Genomic DNA, 24,324 nt, shown 5'->3' on the forward strand with positions numbered 1-24,324 from the left:
AGACGCCTTCGCGAGCAAGCTTCGCTCCTACATGGCTCGCATTACTCGCGCGATACCAGGTCCAGGCACACCGAATTGATGCAATAACGCAGACCGGTCGGCGGCGGGCCATCCGGGAACACGTGCCCCAGGTGCGCGTCGCATTTGGCGCAAACCACTTCAGTGCGGATCATGCCGTGGCTGACATCACGGATCTCGACCATGGCGCTGTCGCCGATCGGCGCGTAGAAGCTCGGCCAGCCGCAGCCGGAGTCGAATTTGGTTTTGGAGTCGAACAGCGGCTCGTTGCAGCAGATGCAGTGATAGACACCGTCAGTTTTGGTGTCGTTGTATTTGCCGGAGAACGGCCGTTCGGTGCCCTTGAGACGGCAAACGTTGTACTGCTCTGGATCGAGCATCGCCTTCCATTCTTCCAGGGTTTTATCCAACTTTTCCATCGTCACACCTCAGCAGCTGAAAAAGCCCGATCTGTACCTTTTCCACGGATCGGGCGGCACGTATGATTGCGCCTCGTCAAACGCCAGTCTGGCAGCCAGACCACGCGCATTCAAACGGATTTATGGGTGCTGCATCTCAAGGCGTCAGGCCTGTGTGAATACGCAGGATTCCCAGTACGGTAGTTCATACGCCGCCTGGATCGTTCATTTTCGGGAACACATCGCCATGCAGGTCAGCAAATCGAACAAGCTCGCCAACGTCTGCTACGACATTCGCGGCCCAGTGCTCAAGCACGCCAAACGCCTGGAAGAGGAAGGTCATCGCATCCTCAAGCTGAACATCGGCAACCCGGCGCCCTTTGGTTTCGAAGCGCCGGACGAAATCCTCCAGGACGTGATCCGCAACCTGCCGACCGCTCAGGGTTACAGCGACTCCAAAGGCCTGTTCAGCGCGCGCAAGGCTGTCATGCAGTACTACCAGCAAAAGCAGGTGGAAGGTGTCGGCATTGAAGACATCTACCTGGGCAACGGCGTTTCCGAGCTGATCGTGATGTCGTTGCAGGCATTGCTGAACAATGGCGACGAAGTGCTGGTGCCAGCGCCTGACTATCCCCTGTGGACGGCTGCCGTGAGCCTGTCCGGCGGCAACCCGGTGCATTACCTGTGCGACGAGCAGGCCAACTGGTGGCCGGACCTGGCCGACATCAAGGCCAAGATCACCCCGAACACCAAGGCCCTGGTGATCATCAACCCGAACAACCCGACCGGCGCCGTGTATTCGAAAGAAGTGCTGCTGGGCATGCTGGAACTGGCACGCCAGCACAATCTGGTGGTGTTCTCCGACGAGATCTACGACAAGATCCTGTACGACGATGCCGTGCACATCTGCACCGCCTCCCTGGCGCCGGACCTGCTGTGCCTGACCTTCAACGGTCTGTCCAAGTCGTATCGCGTGGCCGGTTTCCGTTCCGGCTGGATCGCCATTTCCGGTCCGAAGCACCACGCCCAGAGCTACATCGAAGGCATCGACATGCTGGCCAACATGCGCCTGTGTGCCAACGTGCCGAGTCAGCATGCAATCCAGACCGCTCTCGGCGGTTACCAGAGCATCAATGACCTGGTGTTGCCGCACGGTCGCTTGCTGGAACAGCGCAATCGCACCTGGGAACTGCTTAACGATATTCCGGGCGTGAGTTGCGTGAAGCCGATGGGGGCGTTGTATGCGTTCCCGCGGATCGATCCGAAAGTCTGCCCGATCCACAATGACGAGAAGTTCGTGCTCGACCTGCTGCTCTCCGAAAAACTGCTGGTGGTGCAAGGCACGGCCTTCAACTGGCCTTGGCCGGATCACTTCCGTGTCGTGACCTTGCCACGGGTGGACGAACTGGACATGGCCATTGGCCGGATCGGTAACTTCCTCAAATCCTACCGCCAGTAAACTGAACTTCACCGTGCGACACGTGCATCGGTCGCACGGTGATTAATTCAGCAACATATCTTTGCCCCCTGTCAGCCATCACTGCTCCTGTCGCTTACTGAAGCCACGTTTTGGGGCCGCGTCTAACAACGACGGGGCCTGAGAGGCGAATTGGCTGTCAAACACCTCCCGCATCGCCGTCGGAATTGCCCTGCAAGCAGCTAGACTGTTGCTGTAGGACACAGTTTGAAATAGTCACTCGGTTGAATAGCCCGGTGCAGCACCTTATATACCCCGCAGTACGCTACATCTTTAGCATGAGGAGATTTCTACAACCATGATGCGCATCCTGCTGTTTTTGGCCACTAACCTGGCGGTCGTGCTGATTGCCAGCATCACCCTGAGCCTTTTCGGCTTCAACGGGTTCATGGCGGCCAACGGGGTTGATCTCAACCTCAATCAGCTGCTGATTTTCTGTGCGGTCTTTGGTTTCGCCGGTTCCCTGTTCTCGCTGTTCATCTCCAAGTGGATGGCGAAGATGAGCACCAGCACCCAAATCATCAGCCAGCCGCGCACACGTCACGAGCAATGGCTGCTGCAAACCGTCGAGCAACTGTCCCGCGAAGCCGGGATCAAGATGCCCGAAGTCGGGATTTTCCCCGCCTACGAGGCCAACGCGTTCGCCACGGGCTGGAACAAGAACGACGCACTGGTCGCGGTCAGCCAGGGTCTGCTCGAACGTTTTTCGCCGGATGAAGTGAAGGCCGTCCTGGCCCACGAGATCGGCCACGTAGCCAATGGCGACATGGTCACCCTGGCGTTGATCCAGGGCGTGGTGAACACCTTTGTGATGTTCTTCGCCCGGATCATCGGCAACTTTGTCGACAAGGTGATCTTCAAGAACGAAGAAGGCCAGGGCATCGCCTACTACATAGCGACGATCTTCGCCGAACTGGTCCTGGGCATTCTGGCCAGCTCCATCGTCATGTGGTTCTCGCGCAAACGCGAGTTCCGTGCCGACGAAGCCGGTGCACGCCTGGCCGGTACCAGCGCAATGATTGGTGCCTTGCAACGCCTTCGTGCCGAACAGGGCCTGCCGGTGCACATGCCGGATACGCTGAATGCCTTTGGCATCAACGGCGGCATCAAACAAGGGTTCGCTCGTATGTTCATGAGCCACCCGCCGCTGGAAGAGCGTATTGACGCGTTGCGTCGTCGGGGCTGATAGCTCTCGCACTACGCCTTAAAAGAAAAGGCCCGCAGTGAATGCGGGCCTTTTTTTGTCTGCTGATTTTTGCGGTGTTCATTCGGGCCCCATCGCGAGCAAGCTCGCGATGGTCCAGTGAAGCCACTACAAATCTACCGGCTGGAAACCCGATAAACCCGCTCTTCAAGCCGAGTAACGCCACTTTCGATAAACTTCCAGCTCTCGCCCAATACGTCCTGGTCTTCCAGAATCTTCAGCTCCCAGGTTGCCCCGAACAACCGTTGCACTTCGTCATCGGGCACGGCAAACGGTGGGCCTTCCTTCTGTGCCTGGTCGTAATCCAGAGTAATCAAAAGCCCCAGCGAATCCTTCGGCAGAATCCGCTTCAAATGCTCGGCGTATTGCTCACGCATCGGCGGCGGCAACGCGATCAATGCCGCGCGGTCGTACAGCGCGCTGCAATCGGCGACATCGCCGGCCGTCAACGCGAAGAAGTCGCCGCACCAGACCTCGATCGAACCCGCCCGATAGACCGTGAAAGGCCCCTGGTCGCTGACGTCCGGATCAAATTGATGCTCGTGGAAGAAGTCTTCCACCGCCTTTTCCGACAATTCGATGCCCAACACCTCGTGACCGCATTTCGCCAGCCAGAGCAGATCCAGGCTTTTCCCACATAGCGGCACCAGGACGCGCGCGCCCTCCTCCAGGACCAGCTGCGGCCAGTAACGTTGCAGATATGGATTCACTTCCGGCAGGTGAAAGCCGATCTGATTCGACGTCCACCGCTTGTGCCAAAACTCCGGCTGCATAATTAATCCCGAAAATTCGATCAAAAGACCCTAAAACTTATATTAGATTTAGATCAATGATCTGACTGAAGATGCTGCCATCTTACCCCTCAGGAGCTCTTTCATGTTCCCCAGCCTGTACATATCCCATGGCTCGCCCATGTTGGCACTGGAACCGGGTGCCAGCGGGCCCGCCCTCGCTCGCCTGGCCGCCGAAATGCCGAAACCGGAAGCCATCGTGATCGTCTCTGCACACTGGGAAAGTAACGACTTGCTGGTCAGTGGCAATCCCCGGCCTGAAACCTGGCACGATTTCGGCGGCTTCCCGAAAGCACTGTTCGAAGTGCAATACCCGGCACCCGGCAATCCTCAACTGGCTGGCGAGGTGGTCGAGTTACTGCAGGCCGACAACCTGCCGGCACGGATCGATACCAAACGCCCCTTCGACCACGGCGTCTGGGTGCCTTTGTCGTTGATGTATCCGCAGGCCGACATCCCGGTGGTGCAAGTCTCGCTGCCCACCCGTGGCGGCCCTGCCCTGCAAACCCGGGTCGGCCATGCCTTGGCCAGCCTGCGCGAGCACGGCGTGTTGTTGATCGGCTCCGGCAGCATCACCCATAACCTGCGTGAACTGGACTGGCACGCCGGCCCGGAAAGTGTCGAACCGTGGGCCCGGACGTTCCGTGACTGGATGATTGAAAAACTCGCCGCCAACGATGAAGCCGCACTGCACGATTATCGTCAGCAGGCGCCAAACGCAGTGCGCAATCATCCCAGCGATGAGCATTTGCTGCCGTTGTACTTTGCTCGCGGGGCTGGGGGTGAGTTCAGCGTTGCCCATCAAGGGTTCACCATGGGTGCGCTGGGGATGGACATCTACCGTTTTGACTGACAGGTAGACCGAGGCGTCCCCTTCGCGATCGGGCTCGCCCCTAAGGGGCTCACAATCCAATGTGGGAGCGAGCCTGCTCGCGATTGGGGCAACTCGATGCCCAGTCCAGGCACAAACAGCAGGCCAAAAAAAATCCCCGAACCAGTCGGGGATTTTTTATGTTCGATCAATCAGCTCGAGAGCGGATCAATCTTCGCGATAGCGACGCAGCTTCAACTGCTTACCGGCAACGCGAGTGTCCTTCAGCTTGGTCAGCAGACGCTCCAGACCATCTTCCGGCAGCTCGACGAGGCTGAAGCTGTCACGCACCTGGATGCGACCGATTGCTTCGCGAGCCAGGCCACCCTCGTTGAGGATAGCGCCCAGCAGGTTCTTGGCAGCGATGCCATCGCGCGCACCCAGCGCGGTACGGCAACGAGCACGACCTTCGGCCAATGGAACCGGAGCACGACGCTCACGATCACCACGGTCCGGACGATCACCGGTGCGCTCTGGACGATCGCCACGCGGTGCGTTGTTCGGCACCAGTGGACGTTCTTTCTCGATCGCGGCCAGGGTCAGCGCCTGAGCGTTGGTTGCCTTGCGCAGCAGAGCAGCGGCCAGTGCACGCGGGGTGCAACCGATGTCGGCAGTCAGGCGATCCAGCAGATCACCGTGGGTCGATTCAGCATCAGCTACCAGTGGCGACAGGCTGTTGGTCAGTTTCTTGATGCGGGCATCGAGAACGGCCTGAGCATCCGGCAGGCGGACTTCAGCAACTTTCTGACCGGTTACACGCTCGATCACTTGCAGCATGCGGCGCTCACGCGGAGTCACCAGCAACAGTGCACGACCTTCGCGACCGGCACGGCCAGTACGGCCGATACGGTGAACGTAGGACTCCGGATCGTACGGCATGTCAACGTTGAATACGTGAGTGATGCGCGGAACGTCCAGGCCACGAGCAGCAACGTCGGTCGCCACAACGATGTCCAGACGGCCATCCTTGAGGGATTCGATCACGCGCTCACGTTGGTTCTGAGCAATGTCACCGTTCAGCGCAGCGGCTTTGTAGCCTTTGGCTTCCAGGGCACTGGCCAGGTCCAGGGTCGCTTGCTTGGTGCGCACGAACATGATCAGGGCGTCGAAGTCTTCCACTTCCAGCAGGCTCAATACAGCCGAGGTCTTCTGGTCAGCGTGAACCAACAGGTGAGCCTGTTCGATCGCGGTAACGGTCTGAGTCTTGGTCTGGATCTTCACGTGTTGCGGATCGCGCAGATGGCGTTCGGCAATGGCACGGATCGACTGCGGCAGGGTGGCCGAGAACAACACGGTCTGACGGGTTGGCGGCAGAGCCTTGAAGATAACTTCGAGGTCGTCCATGAAACCCAGTTTGAGCATTTCGTCCGCTTCGTCCAGAACCAGGTGGTTCACGGTCGACAGGACTTTTTCGTCACGACGCAGGTGGTCGCACAGACGGCCCGGTGTGGCGACAACGATCTGTGCGCCATTACGGATTGCTTTCAGTTGTGGGCCCATCGGGGCGCCGCCGTAAACGGCCACAACGGTAACGCCCGGCATTTGCTTGGCGTAGGTTTCGAAAGCGGTTGCTACTTGCAGCGCCAACTCACGGGTTGGCGCCAGGATCAGGGCTTGCGGCTCGCGCTTTGCAGGATCGATGCGGTGCAGGATCGGCAGGGCGAACGCGGCGGTTTTACCCGTACCGGTTTGCGCCTGACCAATCATGTCGTGACCGGCCATGATGATCGGGATCGATTGCTGCTGAATAGCCGAAGGCTCTTCGTAGCCAGTCGCGATGACGGCTGCAAGAATGTTCGGATTAAGATTAAAAGCGGCGAAGCCGCCGGTTTCCTGGGTCATGGGTCTGCCTCTAAGTGCATCCGCAAAGACCCATGCTCCAAAGCTGCGCATGCCGTGTAAGACTCAAGAGTCGCCCTGGCTGCTTTGTCGGCGGGGATTTGCGAAAACGAATGAATGAAAAAGATTCGTCAAGGGAGAGTCCGCTGTGCGGACGTGCAGCCGAAGCTGACTTCGGGAAATTGCGCTACCTAAACGCGGCCCGGTTAAAGGCCGGCGCGCACTATACCGGAAATCGCCCAAAAAGGGAGCATTATTTGTCGGAAAACTGACGTATACACCGTTATGTCACACGCTTTGCAGATAATCGTGCAACGGTCTATTTTTCAAAGGCCCGGCCCTGCTGGCGATGGCGCTAAAACGGTTCATCCTTGTGACGCAGACCAGCGGTTTTGACCCGCGGCCTGGCACACCCTTCCCGCCCGAGGAAATGCTCCATGAATCAGCCCGACTCCAGTCGTGTCACCCGTGAAAAACACGGCCATGTCCTGATGATCGGCCTGGATCGGGTGGCCAAGCGCAATGCCTTCGACCTCGATCTGCTCAACGCACTGAGCCTGGCTTACGGCGAGTTCGAGGCCGACAGTGAAGCGCGGGTGGCGGTGGTGTTCGCTCATGGCGAGCACTTCACCGCCGGGCTCGACCTGATCAATGCCAGTGCGGCCCTGGCCGAAGGCTGGCAGGCACCGCCCGGCGGTTGCGATCCGTGGGGCGTGTTTGCCGGGCCCCGGGTGAGCAAACCGGTGATTGTCGCCGCGCAAGGCTACTGCCTGACCATTGGCATCGAGTTGATGCTGGCCGCTGACATCAACCTTTGCGCCAGCAATACCCGATTTGCGCAGAAGGAAGTGCAGCGCGGGATCTTCCCCTTCGGCGGTGCCACGTTGCGCCTGCATCAAGTCGCCGGCTGGGGCAATGCCATGCGCTGGCTGCTGACTGGCGATGAATTTGATGCGCATGAAGCGTTGCACTTGGGGTTGGTGCAGGAAGTCATGGCCAGCGAGGATCTGCTGCCACGGGCCATTGAATTGGCTGAGCGGATCGCCCGGCAGGCGCCGTTGGGGGTTCAGGCGACGTTGATGTCTGCACGGCAGGCGCGATACGAAGGGGAAACTGCGGCGGCGCAGGCATTGCCGCCGTTGGTGAAGAAGTTGCTGGCGAGTGAGGATGCCCGGGAAGGTGTGCGGTCAATGATCGAAAAGCGGCCGGGCATCTTCAAGGGCTGCTGACAGATTTGCTTTTGTGGCGAGGGCGCTTGCTCCCGCTGGGCTGCGAAGCGGCCCCAAAATCTTCGCAATCAATGCAAATCTTGTGAGTGCTGCGCACTCAAGCGGGAGCAAGCGGGAGCAAGCTCCCTCGCCACAAGGCCTCATTGCATCAAGTCGCCGGGCGAATCGCCTTGATCAACGACTGCAACGAATACCCCAACCGCGGCGCCAGCCCTTCGGCCCGGGCAAGCAGTCCATTCATGTCCAGTTCCTGATCCAGCTCCGAAGGCACGATCAGAATCACATTGCCCTCCTTCACCGGCAGCTCCCAGTAATGCCGGTGATAGAGCCCGCGCAACAATGCAGCACCCAAGGGTTTGCCGTCGTCGGTGGCCCATTGATTGATCACCAGCCAGCCGCCCGGATTCAAGCGTTTCTGACAGTTTTCCAGGAAGCTCCAGGCCAGATGCCCGACACCGGGACCGACATCGGTATAAAGGTCGACGAAAATCAAGTCCGCCGGTTCAGCGGTATCGAGCAACTCCAGCGCATCGCCGACGCGGATGTACAAACGCGGATCATCATCGAGCCCCAGGTATTCGATGGCCAGACGCGGTACGTCGGGGCGCAACTCGATGGCTTCGACATCTTCAAGGGGCAGAAACTTGAGGCACGCCTGGGTCAGCGTGCCGGCGCCGAGGCCAAGAAACAGCGCGCTTTCCGGCTGTTCGTGGCACAGCGCGCCAATCAGCATCGCCCGGGTGTAATCGTACTCGAGCCAGCTCGGGTCAGCCGTGAACACGCAGCTCTGCTCGATGGCATCACCGAACTCGAGAAATCGGTAATCGGCCACCTCCAGCACGCGAATCACGCCGAACTCATCCTGTACCTCGGCGAGCAAATGCTCGACGCGCTCCTCAGTCATTTCGTCTCCTGATCGTCGCCTGGCCCGGCAACGCGATAATCCGCAACATGAAGCGGCAAAGGCGCGATTGTCCGCGAAGCAACCGGAACAGGTCACGCACTAATTTGCTGATAACATGAACGTCCGAGCGTAAAACAACCGAGACCGTGATGAGCCAACCCTGGAGCCCTGACAGCTGGCGTGCCCTGCCGATCCAGCAACAACCCCTTTACCCCGACGCCGCGCATTTGCGTCAAGTCGAGCAGACCCTGGCCAGCTACCCGCCGCTGGTGTTTGCCGGTGAAGCCCGGGAGTTGCGCCGTCAGTTCGCTGAAGTCACCCAGGGCCGCGCGTTTCTGTTGCAGGGTGGCGATTGCGCCGAAAGCTTCGCCGAGTTCTCGGCCGCAAAAATTCGCGACACCTTTAAAGTCCTGCTGCAGATGGCGATTGTCATGACCTTCGCCGCGGGTTGCCCGGTGGTCAAGGTCGGGCGCATGGCCGGCCAGTTCGCCAAGCCTCGCTCGGCCAACGATGAAACCATCGACGGTGTAACCCTCCCCGCCTACCGTGGCGACATCGTCAACGGCATCGGTTTCGATGAAAAAAGCCGCGTACCGGACCCGGAGCGCTTGCTCCAGTCCTACCACCAGTCCACCGCGACCCTGAACCTGCTGCGCGCTTTCGCCCAAGGCGGTTTTGCCGACCTGCATCAGGTGCACAAATGGAACCTGGACTTCATCGCCAACTCGGCGCTGGCTGAAAAATACAGCCACTTGGCCGATCGCATCGATGAAACCCTGGCCTTCATGCGCGCTTGCGGCATGGACAGTTCGCCACAACTGCGCGAAACCAGTTTCTTCACGGCCCACGAAGCGCTGCTGCTGAATTACGAAGAAGCCTTCGTGCGCCGCGACAGCCTTACCAACGATTACTACGATTGCTCAGCGCACATGCTGTGGATCGGTGACCGCACCCGTCAGCTCGACGGCGCCCACGTCGAATTCCTGCGTGGCGTGAATAATCCGATCGGGGTAAAGGTCGGCCCGAGCATGAACCCCGAAGACCTGATTCGCCTGATCGACGTGCTGAACCCGGACAACGACCCAGGCCGCTTGAATTTGATCGCACGCATGGGCGCGAACAAGGTTGGCGATCACTTGCCGGCGTTGATCCGCGCGGTGCAGCGTGAAGGCAAGCAGGTGCTCTGGAGCTCGGACCCGATGCACGGCAACACCATCAAGGCCAGCAGCGGTTACAAGACCCGCGACTTTGCGCAGATCCTCGGTGAGGTGAAGCAATTCTTCCAGGTTCACGAAGCAGAAGGCAGTTACGCCGGCGGTATCCACATCGAGATGACCGGGCAGAACGTGACCGAGTGCATTGGTGGTGCCCGGCCAATCACTGAAGACGGGTTGTCGGACCGTTACCACACCCATTGCGATCCGCGGATGAATGCCGATCAGTCGCTGGAATTGGCGTTCCTGATTGCCGAGACGCTGAAGCAAGTTCGGCGCTGAATCGCGTCGCGCCATTCGCGGGCAACGGCCTCGCGCCTACAGGATTGCGTTGAATCAGTAGGAGCGAGGCTTGCCCGCGAAGGCGCCCGCTCAGCCAACCTGAATCTGTGCCAACGCCACCCGCAAGCGCGCCGCACTCGCCCGCGGGCAATTGAGCTGAACCTGCTCAAGCCCCAGCCAATCCGCCATTTGCCGCAGATTGACGGCCAACGCCAACATCCCTGCCTCGTCCAGCCCTGGTTCCTCTTCATGCACGGCATGCACCGCCAGCCGGCCCAACGCTCGTTCGGCACGCAGATCAACCCGCGCGGCAATACGTTCATTGTGTAAAAACGGCAATACGTAATAGCCGTAGACCCGTTTGTCCTGGGGCGTGTAAATCTCCAGTCGATAACGGAAATCGAACAACCGCTCGGTGCGGCTGCGCTCCCAGATCAACGAGTCAAAAGGTGATAGCAAGGCACTGGACTCGACCTTGCGCGGCACTTTCGGCTCGGGCAAGCAGAAGGCCGGTTGACGCCAGCCCTGAACCTCGCAGGCCAGTAATTCACCCGTCTCTATCAGTTCAGCCAGACGCGGCCGGCTGTCTGCCGGGTTCAGGCGAAAATAATCGCGCAGGTCCTTTTCCGTGCCGACACCTAATGCCGTCGCCGCATGCAGCAACAGCCCGCGCTGGGCCTCGGCCTCACTGAGCAAAGGCTGTTGCAGAACCGCTGAAGGAATCACCCGCTCCGGCAAATCATACAACCGCTCGAATCCGCGGCGACCGGCGACCGTGACTTCACCGGCGGCGAACAGCCATTCCAGCGCATGTTTTTCTGCGCTCCAGTCCCACCATGGCCCGGCCCGTTCCTGGCGGGTCGACAAACTTCCAGCCCCCAGAGCGCCAAGTTCCTGCACCGAGGCCAGCACTCGGCGAATCGTGTCCTGCTGCTCGCGACCGAAACGCGCCAGTTGCTGGTAGATGTCTTCGCCACGTGTTGCACGCTGCATGCGCCAGCGCATCAAGGGGTACATCGACATAGGCAGCAACGAAGCTTCATGGCCCCAATACTCGAATAACGTGCGACGTCGGCCCTGACTCCAGGCAGCCTGATCGAGCAAATCGGGGGAGTAATTTCCGAGGCGGGAAAACAAGGGAAGGTAGTGCGAACGCACCAACGCATTGACCGAATCGATCTGCAGAATGCCCAGCCGTTCGATCAGCCGGTTGAGCTGAACCGGTTTGATCGCCGCTGGCGGTTGCCGCCCGTTGAACCCTTGGGCGGCCAGCGCCAGACGTCGAGCCTGTTTGTTGGAAAAGGACAGCGTTGCGGGCATGAATACCTCCGTGTCTGCTCGCAACCTACCTCACCAGAGAGGGGGTTGTGTAGCGATGGCCTCATCATTTATGCATCGGATCATCCCAGAACGGCCTGACCGATTCATGTTCGACATCGGCACGACTCACGCCAATGTCCTTCAGTGCTTCGTCGCTCAAACTTGCCAGCAGCTCACGTTCACGGTGAAGTTCGTACCAGCGACTAAACTTGTGCAGCAGATCGGATACCGCGTGGATTGAGAATTTTTCTTCCGTTACATGCTCGTTATGACCTTTCATCTTGTTGCCCTCCTTTAGGGATGGCTCAAGTCTCGCCTCAGCGCTAAGATCAATCCAACGAATGTTTCTGATGGTAACCATCTCGGAGATTGATGGATGTCGGCGTACCCAAGTATCGATACTGACGTGCTGCGCACCTTTGTCGCCATTGCCGACCAGGGTGGTTTTACCCGTGCCGGTGAAATGGTCAACCGCACGCAGTCAGCGGTGAGCATGCAGATGAAGCGTCTGGAAGAAGACGTGTTGCAGCGCCAACTGTTCGAACGTGATGGACGCCAGGTCAAGTTGACTGCCGAGGGCCAGGTATTGCTGGGTTACGCGCGGCGCATCCTCAAACTCCACAGCGAAGTTTTCAACACCCTGCGCGAGCCGCACATGGTCGGCACCGTACGCATCGGCACGCCCGACGATTACGTCATGCGTTTCCTGCCGGGGATCCTGTCGCGTTTCGCCAAGTTCTACCCGCTGATCCAGATCGAGGTTCACTGCGAATCAACCAAACAACTGTTGCAACGCCAGGACCTGGACTTGTCCATCGTCACCCGCGAGCCCGGTACTGAAATCGGCCAGTTGCTGCGCAAGGAGCGTTTCGTCTGGGCCGAAGCACAATGCTTCAACGCCCACGAGCAGACGCCACTGCCCCTGGCGATGTTCAACAGTGATTGTTTCTGCAGGCTGTGGGCGTGTAATGCGCTGGACGCCATGGGGCGCGATTACCGCATCGCCTACAACAGTTCGAGCCTGTCGGCGTTAATGGCCGTGGTCAGTGCGGGCCTCGCGGTAACTGCGCAACTGGAAAGCCTGATCACGCCGGACATGCGCATCCTGGGAGAAGCCGAAGACCTGCCGCTGTTGCCGGAAGCCTGCATCATGCTGGTGCGCAATCTGCACAACCCGTCCCCGATCACCGAGTGCCTGGCCGAGCACATCGTCGAAGGCTTCAAACTTTAAACGCGAGCATCACCGCGCACAGCACCAGGAACCCGCAGAACAACCCGCGCAATAGCCGCTCCGGCATGGCGTGGGCGATCTTCACGCCCCAGCTGATGCTCATCAATCCGCCGACAGCCAACGGCAACCCGATCATCCAGTCCACTTGGTGATGCACGGCGTAAGTCACCAGTGTGACGCCGGTGCTGGGCAGAGCCAGGGCCAGCGACAAGCCTTGGGCCACCACCTGAGAGGTGCCGAACAGGCTGGTCAGCACCGGCGTCGCCACCACCGCACCGCCAACCCCGAACAACCCGCCCATGGTGCCGGATGCCGCGCCCAGTACGCCCAACCATGGCCAGGAATAACGCATTTGTGCAGAGGCCGGTGCGTTGGCGGTGAACATGCGCACCAGGTTGTAGGTCGACAGGGCAATCAGAAACGCAACAAACCCCACGCGCATGGTTTGCGCGTCAATGCCTACCGCCCAAATCGACCCGATCCAGGCGAAGCAAAAGCCCATTGCGGCCAATGGCAGTGCATGGCGCATTTCGATGCGGTTGCGCTGGTGATAGCGCCACAACGCCAGCATCACGTTGGGCACCACCATGACCAACGCCGTGCCCTGGGCAATTTGCTGATCGAGACCGAACAGCACGCCTAGTAGCGGAATCGCGATCAAACCACCGCCAATGCCGAATAGCCCACCGAGAGTTCCCAGGGCGGCGCCGAAGACCAGATACATCACAAACTCAATCACAGGCGATTTTCCTTTTATCAGTCCATTCATCCTACGCAGTCGGCGCTGGCGGGGAAACGCACAGCAACGCACAATGGCTGTGCCAACTTCGCACAAGCGCTGATACACCATGAACCCGAATCAATTGACCGATCAACTCGGCCTGTTCCTTGATGTGCTGGAAACGGGGAGCTTTTCCGCAGCGTCCCGGCGACATCCGCTGACGCCTTCGGCGGTGGCGCGACGTATCGACAGCCTGGAAAACGCAGTCGGCAGCCAGTTGTTCATTCGCAGCACCCACGCGGTGCGTGCTACTCCTGCTGGCCTGGCGTTCGCCGAACGGGCGCGACGGATTGTGGCGGAACTGCGCCTGGCCCGCGCCGAAGCCGTATCCCTGAGCAGTGCGCCGGAGGGCTTGATCCGCATCGATGCGCCAGCGGCGTTCGGCCGACGGCACTTGTCGCCGGTGATTGCCGACTTCCTGATGCTCTATCCGGGCCTCGACGTGCAATTGCATCTGATCGACAGTTTTGTCGACATGCAGGGGCTGAACCTGGGGAAGGTGGATCTGGTGCTGCGCGCAGGGCAAATGGCCGACACCCGTCTGGTGGCCACGCCGCTGGCAAGTATGGTGCGCATTGCCTGTGCCAGCCCGCAATACCTGAAACGCCGCGGCGTCCCGACCGAACCGGCGCAGTTGATCGAACATGACGGCCTTGACTGGGACGGCCTGGCCCCACCCTTTGCCTGGCGCTTTGAGCGCGACGGGCACCTGCACCTGCATCGCCCGGCGCGCATCCGCATGAGTGCCAACAATGCCGAAGCACTGGTCTGTGGGGCGTTGGCGGGGCTGGGCATCGCGCATTTGCCGACCTGGCTGGCCAGCGAGTACCTTTTGCGTGGCGAGTTGCTGCCGCTGTTTTGTGAAAACGGCTTGCCTCCACCGGAGACCACCGGCATCTATGCATTACGTCTTGAGCAACAACCCAACTCCCGAAGCCGCTTATTGCTGGAGTATCTGAAAACCCGCTTCAGCCCGATTCCGCCGTGGGACCTGGCACTGCAAAACACCCTGGACCGGCATTAGTCTAGAATTGTCTGGTGCATTAAAGATTCGCCCGCTAGATTCATGACGATCACTGATCAAGGCTTTGAAATGACCACCGAACGCACCACCCCGGATAACTGCGACCCGCTGCTGCTGGATAATCAGGCTTGTTTCGCCCTGCATTCCACCTCGCTGCTGATGACCAAGGTCTACAAGCCGCTGTTGCAAGCGCTGGGGCTGACCTATCCGCAGTATCTGGCGATGATGGTGTTGTGGGAGCGGGACGGGCTGACCGTAGGCGAAATCAGCACGCGACTGCTGACAGACCCCGGCTCACTGACCCCCTTGCTCAAACGCCTGGAGGTCGAAGGATTGCTCAGTCGCACCCGCAGCCGAGAGGATGAACGGGTGGTGATCGTCGAGCTGACCGAACAGGGCCGTGCGTTACGCGACAAGGCGCGCAGCATTCCCCAGTGCATCCTCGGTGCAAGCGGAATGACGCTTGAGAGATTGCAAAAACTGCAAGCGGAGCTGCAAGAGCTGCGTAGCAATCTGCAAGACAGCCTTTAATCCCTCAATCCCCCCAAATCCCTGTGGGAGCGAGCCTGCTCGCGATTGCAGTGTGTCATTGAGCATTGATACTGACTGACACTCCGTCATCGCGAGCAGGCTCACTCCCACATTTGTTTTTGTGGTGTCCCAGTTGATCGGGTTGCTTCCTTCGAAAAAATCTTCCGCTAAAAAATCCTGCCGCGACCGCTCTAACTCAGCACATCCAACCCGCGCACTCCTCCAAACCAAAACTTTTTCAAAAATTTATATTGCGCGCTAACTATTAGCGCGATACATTCATCTCGCACTTACTTAGCGCGCAAACATTTAGCGCAAACAAATCAAATCTGAACGAGGCTCACACCATGCAAACTCTCTACACCGCAATCGCAACCTCCACTGGCGGCCGTGACGGTCGTGCGGTTTCCAGTGACAACATCCTCGACGTCAAACTCGCCACCCCGAAAGAACTTGGTGGTGCCGGCGGCGCAGCGACCAACCCCGAGCAATTGTTCGCCGCCGGCTACTCCGCCTGCTTCATCGGCGCGCTGAAATTCGTCGCCAGCCAGACCAAACGCAGCATCCCGAACGACGCGTCGATCACCGCCCATGTCGGCATCGGCCAGATCCCTGGTGGGTTCGGCCTGGACATCGACCTGCACATCAGCCTGCCAGGTCTTGAACAAGCCGACGCGCAAAGCCTGGTCGAGGCGGCTCACCAAGTCTGCCCGTACTCGAACGCGACCCGTGGCAACGTCGATGTGCGCCTGCACGTCACCGTCTAACCGCCGACTACCAGGCCCGAACAGGAAATGAACATGAACACTTTCAGCAAAGTCTTGACCGGCACCCTTCTCGCTATGTCCATCAGTAACGCGTTCGCAGGTGATGGGGTTGAACACAACACCCAGGCGTTCCTCGACGTTCTGAATGCCGGCACCGGCAAACCGATGGAACAACTCACCCCCAAAGAAGCCCGTGCGGTGCTGGTGGGTGCGCAAGCCTCGGTGAAACTGACGCTGCCAAAAGCCGATGTCAGCGAGAAGACCATCCAGGTCGACGGCCAACCGCTCAGCCTGACCATCGTCCGGCCGGCCGGTGTCAAGGGCGAGCTGCCAGTGTTCATGTTCTTCCACGGCGGCGGATGGGTGCTGGGAGATTTCCCGACCCACGAACGTCTAGTTCGCGACCTGGTGACGGGGTCGGGTGCAGCAGCGGTGTTCGTCAATTACACCCCTTCCCCGGAAGCGCACTATCCGGTGGCGATCAACCAGGCTTACGCCGCGACCAAATGGGTGGCCGAGCACGGTAAAGAGATCAACGTCGACGGCAAACGCCTGGCCGTGGCCGGCAACAGCGTCGGTGGCAACATGGCAGCCGTGGTTGCACTGATGGCCAAAGACAAGGGCACGCCGGCGATCAAGTTCCAGGTGCTGCTGTGGCCGGTGACCGATGCCAGCTTCGAAACCGCGTCCTACAACCAGTTTGCCGAGGGTCACTTCCTCACCAAAAACATGATGAAGTGGTTCTGGGACAACTACACCACCGACGCCAAACAACGTAACGAGATCTACGCCTCGCCGCTGCGGGCCACCACCGCGCAACTGAAGGGCTTACCGCCTGCGCTGGTGCAGACAGCCGGTGCCGACGTGCTGCGCGATGAAGGTGAAGCCTATGCCCGCAAACTCGACGAGGCGGGTGTGCCGGTCACATCGGTTCGTTACAACGGGATGATTCACGACTACGGCTTGCTTAACGTAGTGAGCCAGGTGCCGGCGGTACGGTCGGCGATGCTGCAAGCGTCCGAAGAACTCAAGCAACACCTGAAATAACACCGCCCCCTGTAGGAGCGAGGCTTGCCCGCGAAAGCGTCGTGTCAGTCGACATCGATGTTGAATGACACGACGCCTTCGCGGGCAAGCCTCGCTCCTACAGGGGCGGGTGTTTCAGACAGGCACAAAAAAGCCCGACTCAATGGTCGGGCTTTTTCATTCCTGAAGCTGTGCTTATTTAGCACGGCCTTTGTAGGAACCGCCTTCGCGGGTATCGATCTCGATCATGTCGCCGATTTCGATGAAGTCGGCAACCGACAGCTCGGTACCGTTCTTCAGTTTGGCAGGCTTCATCACCTTGCCGGAAGTGTCACCGCGAGCGGAACCTTCGGTGTAGTCAACCTGACGCACGATAGTGGTCGGCAGTTCTACGGAAACCAGACGCTCTTCGAAGAAGATCGCTTCGCAAACATCGGTCATGCCTTCTTCAACGAAAGGCAGAACGGCTTCGATGTCTTCAGCGTTCAGTTCGTACATGGTGTAGTCAGTGGTGTCCATGAACGTGTAGGTGTCGCCGCTGATGAAGGACAGGGTCGCTTCTTTGCGGTCGAGGATTACGTCGTCCAGTTTGTCGTCAGCGCTGTAAACGATCTCGGTCTTGTAACCGGTCAGCAGGTTTTTCAGCTTGGTCTTCATGATCGCGCTGTTACGACCGGATTTGGTGAATTCAGCTTTCTGAACCAGCCAAGGATCGTTTTCGAGACGGATCACGGTACCGGGTTTCAGTTCTTTACCAGTTTTCATTGCGAATATCCGAATTTGGATGGGATTTACAAAAATCTAGGCCGCGTATCATATCCAATTTACATAAAACTGTACCAGCGCCGCGGCAAGATCGGCCTGCAAGGCCTGTTCCAGACACCACGTCTCGGCGTGTTTTTGCAGCTCGGGCCAGTGTTTACGGGTCGCAAGCCAGTGGTCGGACATATCATGACCCGCATTCCACGCACGCCAAAGACCGCTGATCGCCTCGCCGGCAGGCTCGGACAGGCCTTTCGTGTACAGCGTCAGGAAGGCGTCGAGCTTGTCCAGGTGGATGTCTTCGTCCTGCTGATAGATGTGCCAGAGCAGCGGCCGCCCTGCCCATTGCGCGCGGACAAAGGAATCTTCACCGCGCACGGCGTTGAAATCGCAACACCAGAGCACGTGATCGTATTGATCCTGTCGGACGAACGGCAGGATTTGTACGGTCAATTGATCTCGCACATGCAACGCACCGGCGGCCAATCCGTCGACGCCCAGCCAGCGTGCGACATCCCCGAGAATCCGGCCTTCGGGCACCAACAGATGCGTGGGTGTCGAATCGACGGCCATCACGTCCAGCCAACTGGCCAAGCCGCTATTTTCGTAGGCAAATAGCGAGATCAGTTGGGCATTGGGCGCGCGATCAATCCCAAGGCCTTGCAGGAATGCTCGCTGCGCCTCGGGGTCTTGCTGAAACTGCCTGCGACGTTCAAGCAAACCGCTTTCACGCAGCAAGCCGCCCGTGCCTTTCTGGAACCCCGGAAAGAAGAAGTACTTCTGCACATTCTTGTACTTCACCGACGGCAAACCGTGACAACCGATCACCCAGTCTTCGGCGCTCAGGTAGTCGAGGTTCATCCACAGCGGCGGCTTTTCCCGCGAAGCCATGGCGTCCATGTAAGGGCCCGGCAACTGGCAGGCGAACGCGGCGATCACCACATCTGCGGCTTCAGCGGGTTGCCATTCGGTGGGCCACTGACGCACCTCCACACCCTGCTGCCATTGCTGCGTGGCGCTGATGTCGATTTCAGGACAGATACGTTCAAAGGCCCGCAGGTCATCGACCCACAACCGCACCGCCACGGCATGCTCGGCCACCAACTGTCGGGCCAGGCGCCAGGTCACGCCGATGTCGCCAAAGTTGTCGACCACGGTGCAAAAAATATCCCAGCGCCAGCGGTTTTTCACTTGAGGCATTTCAGGCATTCCAGGCTCCAGTTGGCAAAGGCGCCGATTGTCCGCATAAATTACCTCACGCAGAAGAGCCGACGGCGATTAATCTTCGTGCGACAATCGCCATTTGCCCGCGACCACCCGCCAGGAGGCAGCCATGCCCTACCGTCCCGCCCCGCGCCGCCCGTTGCCGATTCAGCTCAATGCGCTGCAATTGACCGGCAGCATTGCCCTCGGTCTGTGGCTTGGATTCCTCGCAATTGCGCTGACCTGCTGGCTCGCCTCGCGCCTGCTGTTCAGCGAGCAACTCGCGCCGGTCGCAGCCGCTGTAGAGCAACTGGCCAAGCCGCCAGTGGTAGTGCAGCCGGTGCCGGACATCCCGGCGCAAAGCCCGCTGTTCGAACAGTACGAAGAGAACCTGCGCAAGAACGAGCAGCAGCAACGCATGGATCAGGCCCGCAGCAGCGGTCGCAACCTGTCCAATCCGAAATGCCAGTTCTGGCTGCAACAGGACCAGACCGCTCCGAGCGAAAAAAGCCGCGCCAATGTCCTGCAATTCTGCGACTGATCATGAATAAGCAAACCGTCCACCAACTGATTCTCGACAAGCTGCGGATTGATCTCGACATCGCCGAACGTGCCGCGCAAACCGCTTACGAAACCGCGACCCACGAAGAAAACATCGCCGAAAACAAGTACGACACGTTGGGGTTGGAAGCGTCTTATCTGGCGGCCGGACAAGCCAGGCGTGTCGAAGAAATCAGGCAGTCACTCGTGCTTTGCCAAAACCTGACCTTGCGCCCGTATGACCCACAACGCGGGATCGAAGTGGGCGCCCTGCTCGGCCTGGAAGACGAAAAGGGTCGTGAGCAGTGGCTGTTTCTGGCGCCTGACGCGGCGGGTCTGAAAGTCGATATGGTCGGACAGATGATCACCGTCATCACCCCTCGCTCACCGCTGGGTAAAAGCTTGCTGGGCAAGTTCGAAGGGGACGAGGTAGAGATTCTGGTGGCGGGCGCTCGGCAACAGTTTGCTGTTACCGAGGTGATTTAAAAGGGATCAGTGGACCGGCAGTTCGACGCCGTCGAACAGCTCTTCCAACTCCTGCTTGTTGTGGCACTGAATGGCCTTGGCCATGACTTCGCGGGTCAGGTGCGGCGCGAACTTCTCGATGAAGTCGCACATGAAACCACGCAGGAAGGTGCCACGACGGAAACCGATTTTAGTGATGCTGGATTCGAACAGGTCGCTGGCATCGAGCATGACCAGATCGCTGTCGAGTTTGGCATCGACTGCCATTTTTGCCACGATGCCCACACCCAGGCCCAGACGAACATAAGTCTTGATCACGTCGGCGTCGGCCGCGGTGAACACCACTTTCGGCGTCAGGCCGCGATGGCTGAAGGCTTCATCGAGTTTCGAACGGCCGGTAAAACCGAACACGTAAGTCACGATCGGGTATTCGGCCAAGGCTTCGAGAGTCAGCTTGGACACCTTGGTCAGCGGGTGGCCCTGAGGCACGACCACGCAGCGGTTCCAGCGGTAGCACGGCATCATCACCAGGTCGCCGAACAGCTCCAGGGCTTCGGTGGCAATGGCGAAATCCACGGTGCCGTCTGCGGCCATTTCAGCGATTTGCATCGGCGAACCCTGGTGCATGTGCAGGGCAACGTCCGGGTACTGCTTGATGAAATTGCTGATCACCGGCGGCAAGGCATAACGTGCCTGAGTGTGCGTAGTGGCGATCGACAGGGTGCCTTTCTTCTCGTTGGAGAATTCCTGGGCGATCTGCTTGATGCTTTCAACCTTGCGCAGGATCTCGCCGGCGGTGGTGATGATGCGCTCGCCGGCTGGGGTGACGCGGGTCAGGTGCTTGCCGCTGCGGGCAAAAACCTCGACGCCCAGTTCGTCTTCCAGCAGACGGATCTGCTTGCTGATGCCCGGTTGCGAGGTGTAAAGGCTTTGGGCCGTAGCGGAAACGTTGAGGTCGTGGTGCGCCACTTCCCAGATGTAGCGCAGTTGTTGAAGCTTCATATGAATCCCTCAAAGCAAGGTAGACGCCACGGGCATCAGCGACGATATATAACTATATTAATGGTTCGAAGAATAAATCTAGAACTTTTTTGTCAAATTGCCACTATCTGTTGTTCTAGCGATCCCCTTGGCGGCGACGTTCAACCAGCGGCACCAGGTAAACCGGCACCCGAGACAGTTGCAACACCCGCGCAGCGGTTCGGCCCAGGGGTGTTTCCGCACCTGCACCATGGCTATGACTACCTACGATCAACAAATCCACGGAGAGTTTCTGCGCCTGGTCGAGAATCACCTGTGACGGGTCACCCTGCAGCACCCGCACCGCTTTGATCCGCTCCAGATCCTGCTCCCCTTCATCCCCCAACTCCTCTCGAAAGCTGTCGAGCACCCGCTGCTCGATATTGGCGATCACCGTATTCAAGCCCTGACTGTGAAACTCGTTCAAGGCCTGCTCATCGAGGTAACTCTGCAGCACTGATTCGGCAAACAACCCCATGGGTTCAACGGCGTGCACCACATACAAATCAGCATTGAATGTCCGCGCCAGCGCCAAGGCATGCTGCATCACCAACGGTGCGTACAGCCCGAGGTCCGTGGCATACAGCATCGAATGAATCATATGACCTCCTCGCGTGCCAACATGGCGGAGATTTGATTCAGCTTAGCAGTGCCTTGGCGAGTGCGACGTGCGGCGTAACGTGTTGAACGGAGGGCTTAAACTTTTTGCTCGTTGCTGATGCCGTGGGGCACATGGCCGGTGGCGACCACTTCGCGGGCCAGTTCACAATGTCCGGCCTGGTCGTCGAAAAACACATCGGCGGCGAACGCTTCGAGAAACGCCGACTTGGTCAGCCCACCAAGAAACAGCGACTCGTCCAGACGAATGTCCCACTCGCGCAAGGTACGAATCACCCGCTCATGGGCTGGCGCCGACCGCGCCGTCACCAGGGCGGTGCGGATCGGGCAGGCGTCATCGGGAAACTCGCGTTGCAACAGATTGAGGGCGGCGAGGAAGCCTTTGAACGGACCTCCGCGCAAAGGCTCGCGGGCCGATTCGCGTTCGCTGGCCTGGAACGCTTCCAGGCCGCCGGACTGATAGATCCGCTCGGACTCGTCGGAAAACAGCACGGCATCACCGTCGAAGGCGATGCGCAATTCATCGCTGGCTGCACGGCTGGCACCGCCCGACAGAATGGTTGCTGCAGCGAATCCGGCATCCAGCGCGCTGCGCACGTCTTCGGCGTGGGTGGAGAGAAACAGGTCGCAGCCAAAGGCCTTGAGGTACGGATAAGGACTGCGCCCGCCAACGAACGCCGCGCGGGAAATCGCCAGGCCATAATGATTAATCGAGTTGAATACGCGCAGGCCGGTGTCGGCGCTGTTGCGCGATACCAGAATCACCTCGACCCGGGCCCGACCGAGGCTGGCGTTCAGATTGAGCAGTTTCTCCACCAACGGAAACGCATCCCCGGGCGCGAGGATTTCGTCTTCGTGCTCGATCTGATATTGCCGGTAGGCTTCGACGCCGCTCGACTCATAAACCTTGTGGCTTTCGTCCAGGTCGAATAGCGCTCGCGACGAGATCGCCAGCACCAGTTTGTCGTCGATAGTCTTTGCCATGCCCTTCCCCCTCAGGTTGATCGACTTACGTGTTGCGTCGATCGATAAAACTCAAGCCGCGATACAAGGCCTCGATTCGCGGCAATTCGCAACCCGCTGCCTTGGCCGCCGCCAGAGGTCGCGCGTAAATGGCCTGCAGTTCCAGCGGTCGTTTGTGCAGAAAATCGTGGTACATGCTTGGCCAATAATCGGGCATTTTCTCGGTCACCTTGAACAAATGCTCGGCATACCCGGCCGGTATGTCGTGACCGCAAGCGATTGCCCCCTGAACCACTTCGGCCATCAGCGCCTGGATCAGATCCCGGCTGTCGGCATCGGCCATCAACGGCGTGGTGCTGGCCCCAAGCAGAACCGACAGGCCGTTGTAAGGGATATTCCAGACCAGCTTTTGCCAGCGTGCCTGGTGCAGATTCGGCATGGCTTGAGAGTCGATGCCGGCCGCGCGGAACAGTCCGGCGCCCTCCTCGACAATCGTCATTCGCGCCTGCTCATCGGCTGCGGGACCGCTGTGGTAGCCGACGTTCACCGCGCCGAGCGCTTGATGGGTTACGACGCCAGGCCCTTCGCGATGGACGCAGATAAAACACAGCCCGCCGAGCAGGTGCAGGGAATCGGGAAGTAACTCACGCAAGCTGTCTTCGACGTCCAGGCCATTTTGCAACAGCAGGACGTTGGCATTCGGCGCGGCGGCCTGGATGATGGCGGGCGCGAGGTCCGCGTTGCTGGTGGTTTTTGCGCCGACCAGCAACCAGTCACAAGCGGGCATGTCCTCAGCAGACGAATAGGCCTGGACCGGGTTCAGCGTCAATGCGCCATGCACCGCACTGTCAACGTGCAGCCCGCGTTCGGCGACCGCTGCAAACTCACTGCGCAACAAGAAGTGCACATCGAACCCGGCACGCGCCAGCATCACCCCGTAGAACCCGCCGATCGCGCCGGTTCCGATAATCCCGATTGTCGGTTTGGCAACTGCCCCCATCATGGCAACTCCTCTGCATGTCGACTGAGCGCCTGGCGCACGGCTTCATTGAGCCCGGTGCTGGTCAGGCGCGACTGTACTGCCCCGAAAAACTCGCCGTCGCGCACTACAAACAGCGCCGGCAAATGAAAAACCTGATAACGCTCGACCAGCCCGCCATTGTCTCCGGCATCGATCCAGCACAGCCGGTCGATCGCCAGATCGAGTCCTGGCAATTGCTCGCGGGCAAAACGGCAACTGGCGCAGCCGACACTGGTGAAAATCACCAGCGACACACCGCTCATCGCCAGCAGCCGTTGGTCGGCGTCGAAATCAGTCAGTTGCAATTCGACCACTATACTGGGGGAAACAATGTCAAATGGCCGACACAGGGAGTTTGTGTTCATGGGACGTTTTTTACCTCACCCTGACGATGTGCCCGTCGAGTTAACGTTGCTCAAGCATGAGTGCATTTCGCGGCAACGGCTGCACACTATCAGCCTCGGCGGCATGGCTTGCAATTACCACCGCGCCTGGCGCCACGGTACGGCGCTGGAAGTGCGCATGCCAACGTTGAATCCCGATTTGCGCTATCTGGGTTATGTGGCCTGGTGCCTGCGACGCAAACGCGGTTACCTGGTGGGCATTGCCTTCGTCGACGAACAGATGCTGTTCAGTGCGCGAATGGGCGAGCAGGTTTGCCAGATCGAACGTTATTGCCGCCTGCGTGACGCACACGATGACCTGCAGGATATTCAGGCCCTGGCCCTCGACTGGGTCCAGCAGCATGCCGACGAGTTCTCTCACGACACGGTTCGCAAGGCATTTGCACAGCCTGCGCTGGGTTAGGCAACGCTCTCAATTAGT

The 24,324-nt window shown here is 59.3% G+C and carries 27 protein-coding genes; 13 read left to right on the forward strand and 14 right to left on the reverse strand.

What is annotated here, in order from left to right; translation table 11 throughout:
- Positions 1-41 precede the first annotated feature (41 nt).
- Positions 42-437, reverse strand: coding sequence for a peptide-methionine (R)-S-oxide reductase MsrB (msrB, locus tag FHL16_RS07415; protein ID WP_077747914.1), 396 nt, complete (start codon positions 435-437; stop codon positions 42-44).
- A 226-nt stretch (positions 438-663) separates the two neighbouring features.
- On the opposite strand from msrB, the gene FHL16_RS07420 reads away from it, so the two are divergent.
- Positions 664-1,875: a pyridoxal phosphate-dependent aminotransferase gene (locus FHL16_RS07420; RefSeq protein ID WP_010461284.1), complete on the forward strand. Its 1,212-nt coding sequence runs from the start codon at positions 664-666 to the stop codon at positions 1,873-1,875.
- Between the two features lie 316 nt (positions 1,876-2,191).
- The gene (gene htpX, locus FHL16_RS07425) at positions 2,192-3,079 is read left to right on the forward strand and encodes a protease HtpX (protein ID WP_010461286.1); all 888 of its coding nucleotides are present in this window, start codon (positions 2,192-2,194) and stop codon (positions 3,077-3,079) included.
- A gap of 134 nt (positions 3,080-3,213) precedes the next feature.
- Here the strand turns inward: htpX and FHL16_RS07430 are convergent, their stop codons facing one another.
- Complete coding sequence (locus FHL16_RS07430) at positions 3,214-3,870, reverse strand: thiopurine S-methyltransferase (protein WP_077747915.1); 657 nt, start codon at positions 3,868-3,870, stop codon at positions 3,214-3,216.
- A gap of 103 nt (positions 3,871-3,973) precedes the next feature.
- On the opposite strand from FHL16_RS07430, the gene FHL16_RS07435 reads away from it, so the two are divergent.
- Positions 3,974-4,741, forward strand: a complete 768-nt coding sequence (locus FHL16_RS07435; RefSeq protein ID WP_077747916.1) for a DODA-type extradiol aromatic ring-opening family dioxygenase — start codon at positions 3,974-3,976, stop codon at positions 4,739-4,741.
- 186 nt (positions 4,742-4,927) lie between these two features.
- On the opposite strand, the gene FHL16_RS07440 is transcribed toward FHL16_RS07435, so the two are convergent.
- Positions 4,928-6,601 carry a DEAD/DEAH box helicase gene (locus tag FHL16_RS07440; RefSeq protein WP_008146183.1) on the reverse strand — a complete coding sequence of 558 codons (1,674 nt, stop codon included), beginning with the start codon at positions 6,599-6,601 and terminating at the stop codon, positions 4,928-4,930.
- A gap of 434 nt (positions 6,602-7,035) precedes the next feature.
- Here FHL16_RS07440 and FHL16_RS07450 point away from each other — a divergent pair, with 434 nt between their 5' ends.
- Positions 7,036-7,827, forward strand: coding sequence for a crotonase/enoyl-CoA hydratase family protein (locus FHL16_RS07450; RefSeq protein WP_010461293.1), 792 nt, complete (start codon positions 7,036-7,038; stop codon positions 7,825-7,827).
- A 148-nt stretch (positions 7,828-7,975) separates the two neighbouring features.
- On the opposite strand, the gene FHL16_RS07455 is transcribed toward FHL16_RS07450, so the two are convergent.
- Complete coding sequence (locus FHL16_RS07455) at positions 7,976-8,731, reverse strand: spermidine synthase (protein WP_010461296.1); 756 nt, start codon at positions 8,729-8,731, stop codon at positions 7,976-7,978.
- Positions 8,732-8,880: 149 nt separating this feature from the next.
- On the opposite strand from FHL16_RS07455, the gene FHL16_RS07460 reads away from it, so the two are divergent.
- Positions 8,881-10,227, forward strand: coding sequence for a class II 3-deoxy-7-phosphoheptulonate synthase (locus tag FHL16_RS07460; RefSeq protein ID WP_010461297.1), 1,347 nt, complete (start codon positions 8,881-8,883; stop codon positions 10,225-10,227).
- A 90-nt stretch (positions 10,228-10,317) separates the two neighbouring features.
- On the opposite strand, the gene FHL16_RS07465 is transcribed toward FHL16_RS07460, so the two are convergent.
- Both FHL16_RS07465 and FHL16_RS07470 read right to left on the reverse strand, forming a co-directional pair.
- A complete protein-coding gene (locus FHL16_RS07465) occupies positions 10,318-11,547 on the reverse strand; it encodes a winged helix-turn-helix domain-containing protein (RefSeq protein ID WP_010461299.1) in 1,230 nt (409 codons plus the stop codon).
- A 64-nt stretch (positions 11,548-11,611) separates the two neighbouring features.
- Positions 11,612-11,827: a DUF1127 domain-containing protein gene (locus tag FHL16_RS07470; protein WP_010461302.1), complete on the reverse strand. Its 216-nt coding sequence runs from the start codon at positions 11,825-11,827 to the stop codon at positions 11,612-11,614.
- Between the two features lie 96 nt (positions 11,828-11,923).
- Here FHL16_RS07470 and FHL16_RS07475 point away from each other — a divergent pair, with 96 nt between their 5' ends.
- Positions 11,924-12,778 (forward strand): LysR substrate-binding domain-containing protein, encoded by an 855-nt coding sequence (locus FHL16_RS07475; protein WP_010461304.1) that lies wholly within the window; start codon positions 11,924-11,926, stop codon positions 12,776-12,778.
- On the opposite strand, the gene FHL16_RS07480 is transcribed toward FHL16_RS07475, so the two are convergent.
- A complete protein-coding gene (locus tag FHL16_RS07480; protein ID WP_042932884.1) occupies positions 12,768-13,502 on the reverse strand; it encodes a sulfite exporter TauE/SafE family protein in 735 nt (244 codons plus the stop codon). The genes FHL16_RS07475 and FHL16_RS07480 overlap by 11 nt on opposite strands.
- 124 nt (positions 13,503-13,626) lie before the next feature.
- Here FHL16_RS07480 and FHL16_RS07485 point away from each other — a divergent pair, with 124 nt between their 5' ends.
- The 4 genes from FHL16_RS07485 to FHL16_RS07500 all read left to right on the forward strand — a co-directional run bounded on the left by FHL16_RS07485 (position 13,627) and on the right by FHL16_RS07500 (position 16,928).
- The gene (locus tag FHL16_RS07485; protein WP_077747917.1) at positions 13,627-14,583 is read left to right on the forward strand and encodes a LysR family transcriptional regulator; all 957 of its coding nucleotides are present in this window, start codon (positions 13,627-13,629) and stop codon (positions 14,581-14,583) included.
- A 69-nt stretch (positions 14,584-14,652) separates the two neighbouring features.
- A complete protein-coding gene (locus FHL16_RS07490) occupies positions 14,653-15,114 on the forward strand; it encodes a MarR family winged helix-turn-helix transcriptional regulator (RefSeq protein ID WP_042932887.1) in 462 nt (153 codons plus the stop codon).
- 347 nt (positions 15,115-15,461) lie between these two features.
- Entirely contained in the window at positions 15,462-15,881 is a 420-nt protein-coding gene (locus tag FHL16_RS07495; protein WP_010461312.1) for an organic hydroperoxide resistance protein, read from the forward strand.
- Between the two features lie 33 nt (positions 15,882-15,914).
- Positions 15,915-16,928: an alpha/beta hydrolase gene (locus FHL16_RS07500; protein ID WP_077747918.1), complete on the forward strand. Its 1,014-nt coding sequence runs from the start codon at positions 15,915-15,917 to the stop codon at positions 16,926-16,928.
- Positions 16,929-17,102: 174 nt separating this feature from the next.
- Here the strand turns inward: FHL16_RS07500 and FHL16_RS07505 are convergent, their stop codons facing one another.
- Positions 17,103-17,672, reverse strand: a complete 570-nt coding sequence (locus FHL16_RS07505) for an elongation factor P (RefSeq protein WP_007943632.1) — start codon at positions 17,670-17,672, stop codon at positions 17,103-17,105.
- Positions 17,673-17,720: 48 nt separating this feature from the next.
- Positions 17,721-18,878 carry an elongation factor P maturation arginine rhamnosyltransferase EarP gene (earP, locus tag FHL16_RS07510; RefSeq protein WP_010461321.1) on the reverse strand — a complete coding sequence of 386 codons (1,158 nt, stop codon included), beginning with the start codon at positions 18,876-18,878 and terminating at the stop codon, positions 17,721-17,723.
- 124 nt (positions 18,879-19,002) lie between these two features.
- Between earP and FHL16_RS07515 the strand changes: the two genes are divergently transcribed.
- Both FHL16_RS07515 and FHL16_RS07520 read left to right on the forward strand, forming a co-directional pair.
- A complete protein-coding gene (locus FHL16_RS07515) occupies positions 19,003-19,413 on the forward strand; it encodes a hypothetical protein (protein WP_010461324.1) in 411 nt (136 codons plus the stop codon).
- Positions 19,414-19,415: 2 nt separating this feature from the next.
- The gene (locus tag FHL16_RS07520; RefSeq protein ID WP_010461326.1) at positions 19,416-19,898 is read left to right on the forward strand and encodes a GreA/GreB family elongation factor; all 483 of its coding nucleotides are present in this window, start codon (positions 19,416-19,418) and stop codon (positions 19,896-19,898) included.
- 6 nt (positions 19,899-19,904) lie between these two features.
- Here FHL16_RS07520 and cysB read toward each other — a convergent pair whose 3' ends face one another.
- The 5 genes from cysB to FHL16_RS07545 form a co-directional block, all read right to left on the reverse strand.
- Positions 19,905-20,879 carry an HTH-type transcriptional regulator CysB gene (gene cysB / locus FHL16_RS07525; RefSeq protein ID WP_010461327.1) on the reverse strand — a complete coding sequence of 325 codons (975 nt, stop codon included), beginning with the start codon at positions 20,877-20,879 and terminating at the stop codon, positions 19,905-19,907.
- A 115-nt stretch (positions 20,880-20,994) separates the two neighbouring features.
- Entirely contained in the window at positions 20,995-21,498 is a 504-nt protein-coding gene (locus tag FHL16_RS07530) for a universal stress protein (protein WP_010461329.1), read from the reverse strand.
- A gap of 95 nt (positions 21,499-21,593) precedes the next feature.
- Positions 21,594-22,499 carry a 5'-nucleotidase gene (locus tag FHL16_RS07535; protein ID WP_010461331.1) on the reverse strand — a complete coding sequence of 302 codons (906 nt, stop codon included), beginning with the start codon at positions 22,497-22,499 and terminating at the stop codon, positions 21,594-21,596.
- A gap of 25 nt (positions 22,500-22,524) precedes the next feature.
- The gene (locus FHL16_RS07540; protein ID WP_077747919.1) at positions 22,525-23,481 is read right to left on the reverse strand and encodes a putative 2-dehydropantoate 2-reductase; all 957 of its coding nucleotides are present in this window, start codon (positions 23,479-23,481) and stop codon (positions 22,525-22,527) included.
- Positions 23,478-23,864, reverse strand: a complete 387-nt coding sequence (locus FHL16_RS07545) for a thioredoxin family protein (RefSeq protein WP_042932242.1) — start codon at positions 23,862-23,864, stop codon at positions 23,478-23,480. The genes FHL16_RS07540 and FHL16_RS07545 overlap by 4 nt, the downstream gene beginning before the upstream one ends.
- On the opposite strand from FHL16_RS07545, the gene FHL16_RS07550 reads away from it, so the two are divergent.
- The gene (locus FHL16_RS07550; protein ID WP_010461337.1) at positions 23,863-24,306 is read left to right on the forward strand and encodes a PilZ domain-containing protein; all 444 of its coding nucleotides are present in this window, start codon (positions 23,863-23,865) and stop codon (positions 24,304-24,306) included. The genes FHL16_RS07545 and FHL16_RS07550 overlap by 2 nt on opposite strands.
- The last annotated feature ends 18 nt before the right edge of the window (positions 24,307-24,324 follow it).

Source organism: Pseudomonas sp. FSL W5-0299 (genome assembly GCF_005930655.1).
Taxonomy (GTDB): Bacteria; Pseudomonadota; Gammaproteobacteria; order Pseudomonadales; family Pseudomonadaceae; genus Aquipseudomonas; species Aquipseudomonas mandelii.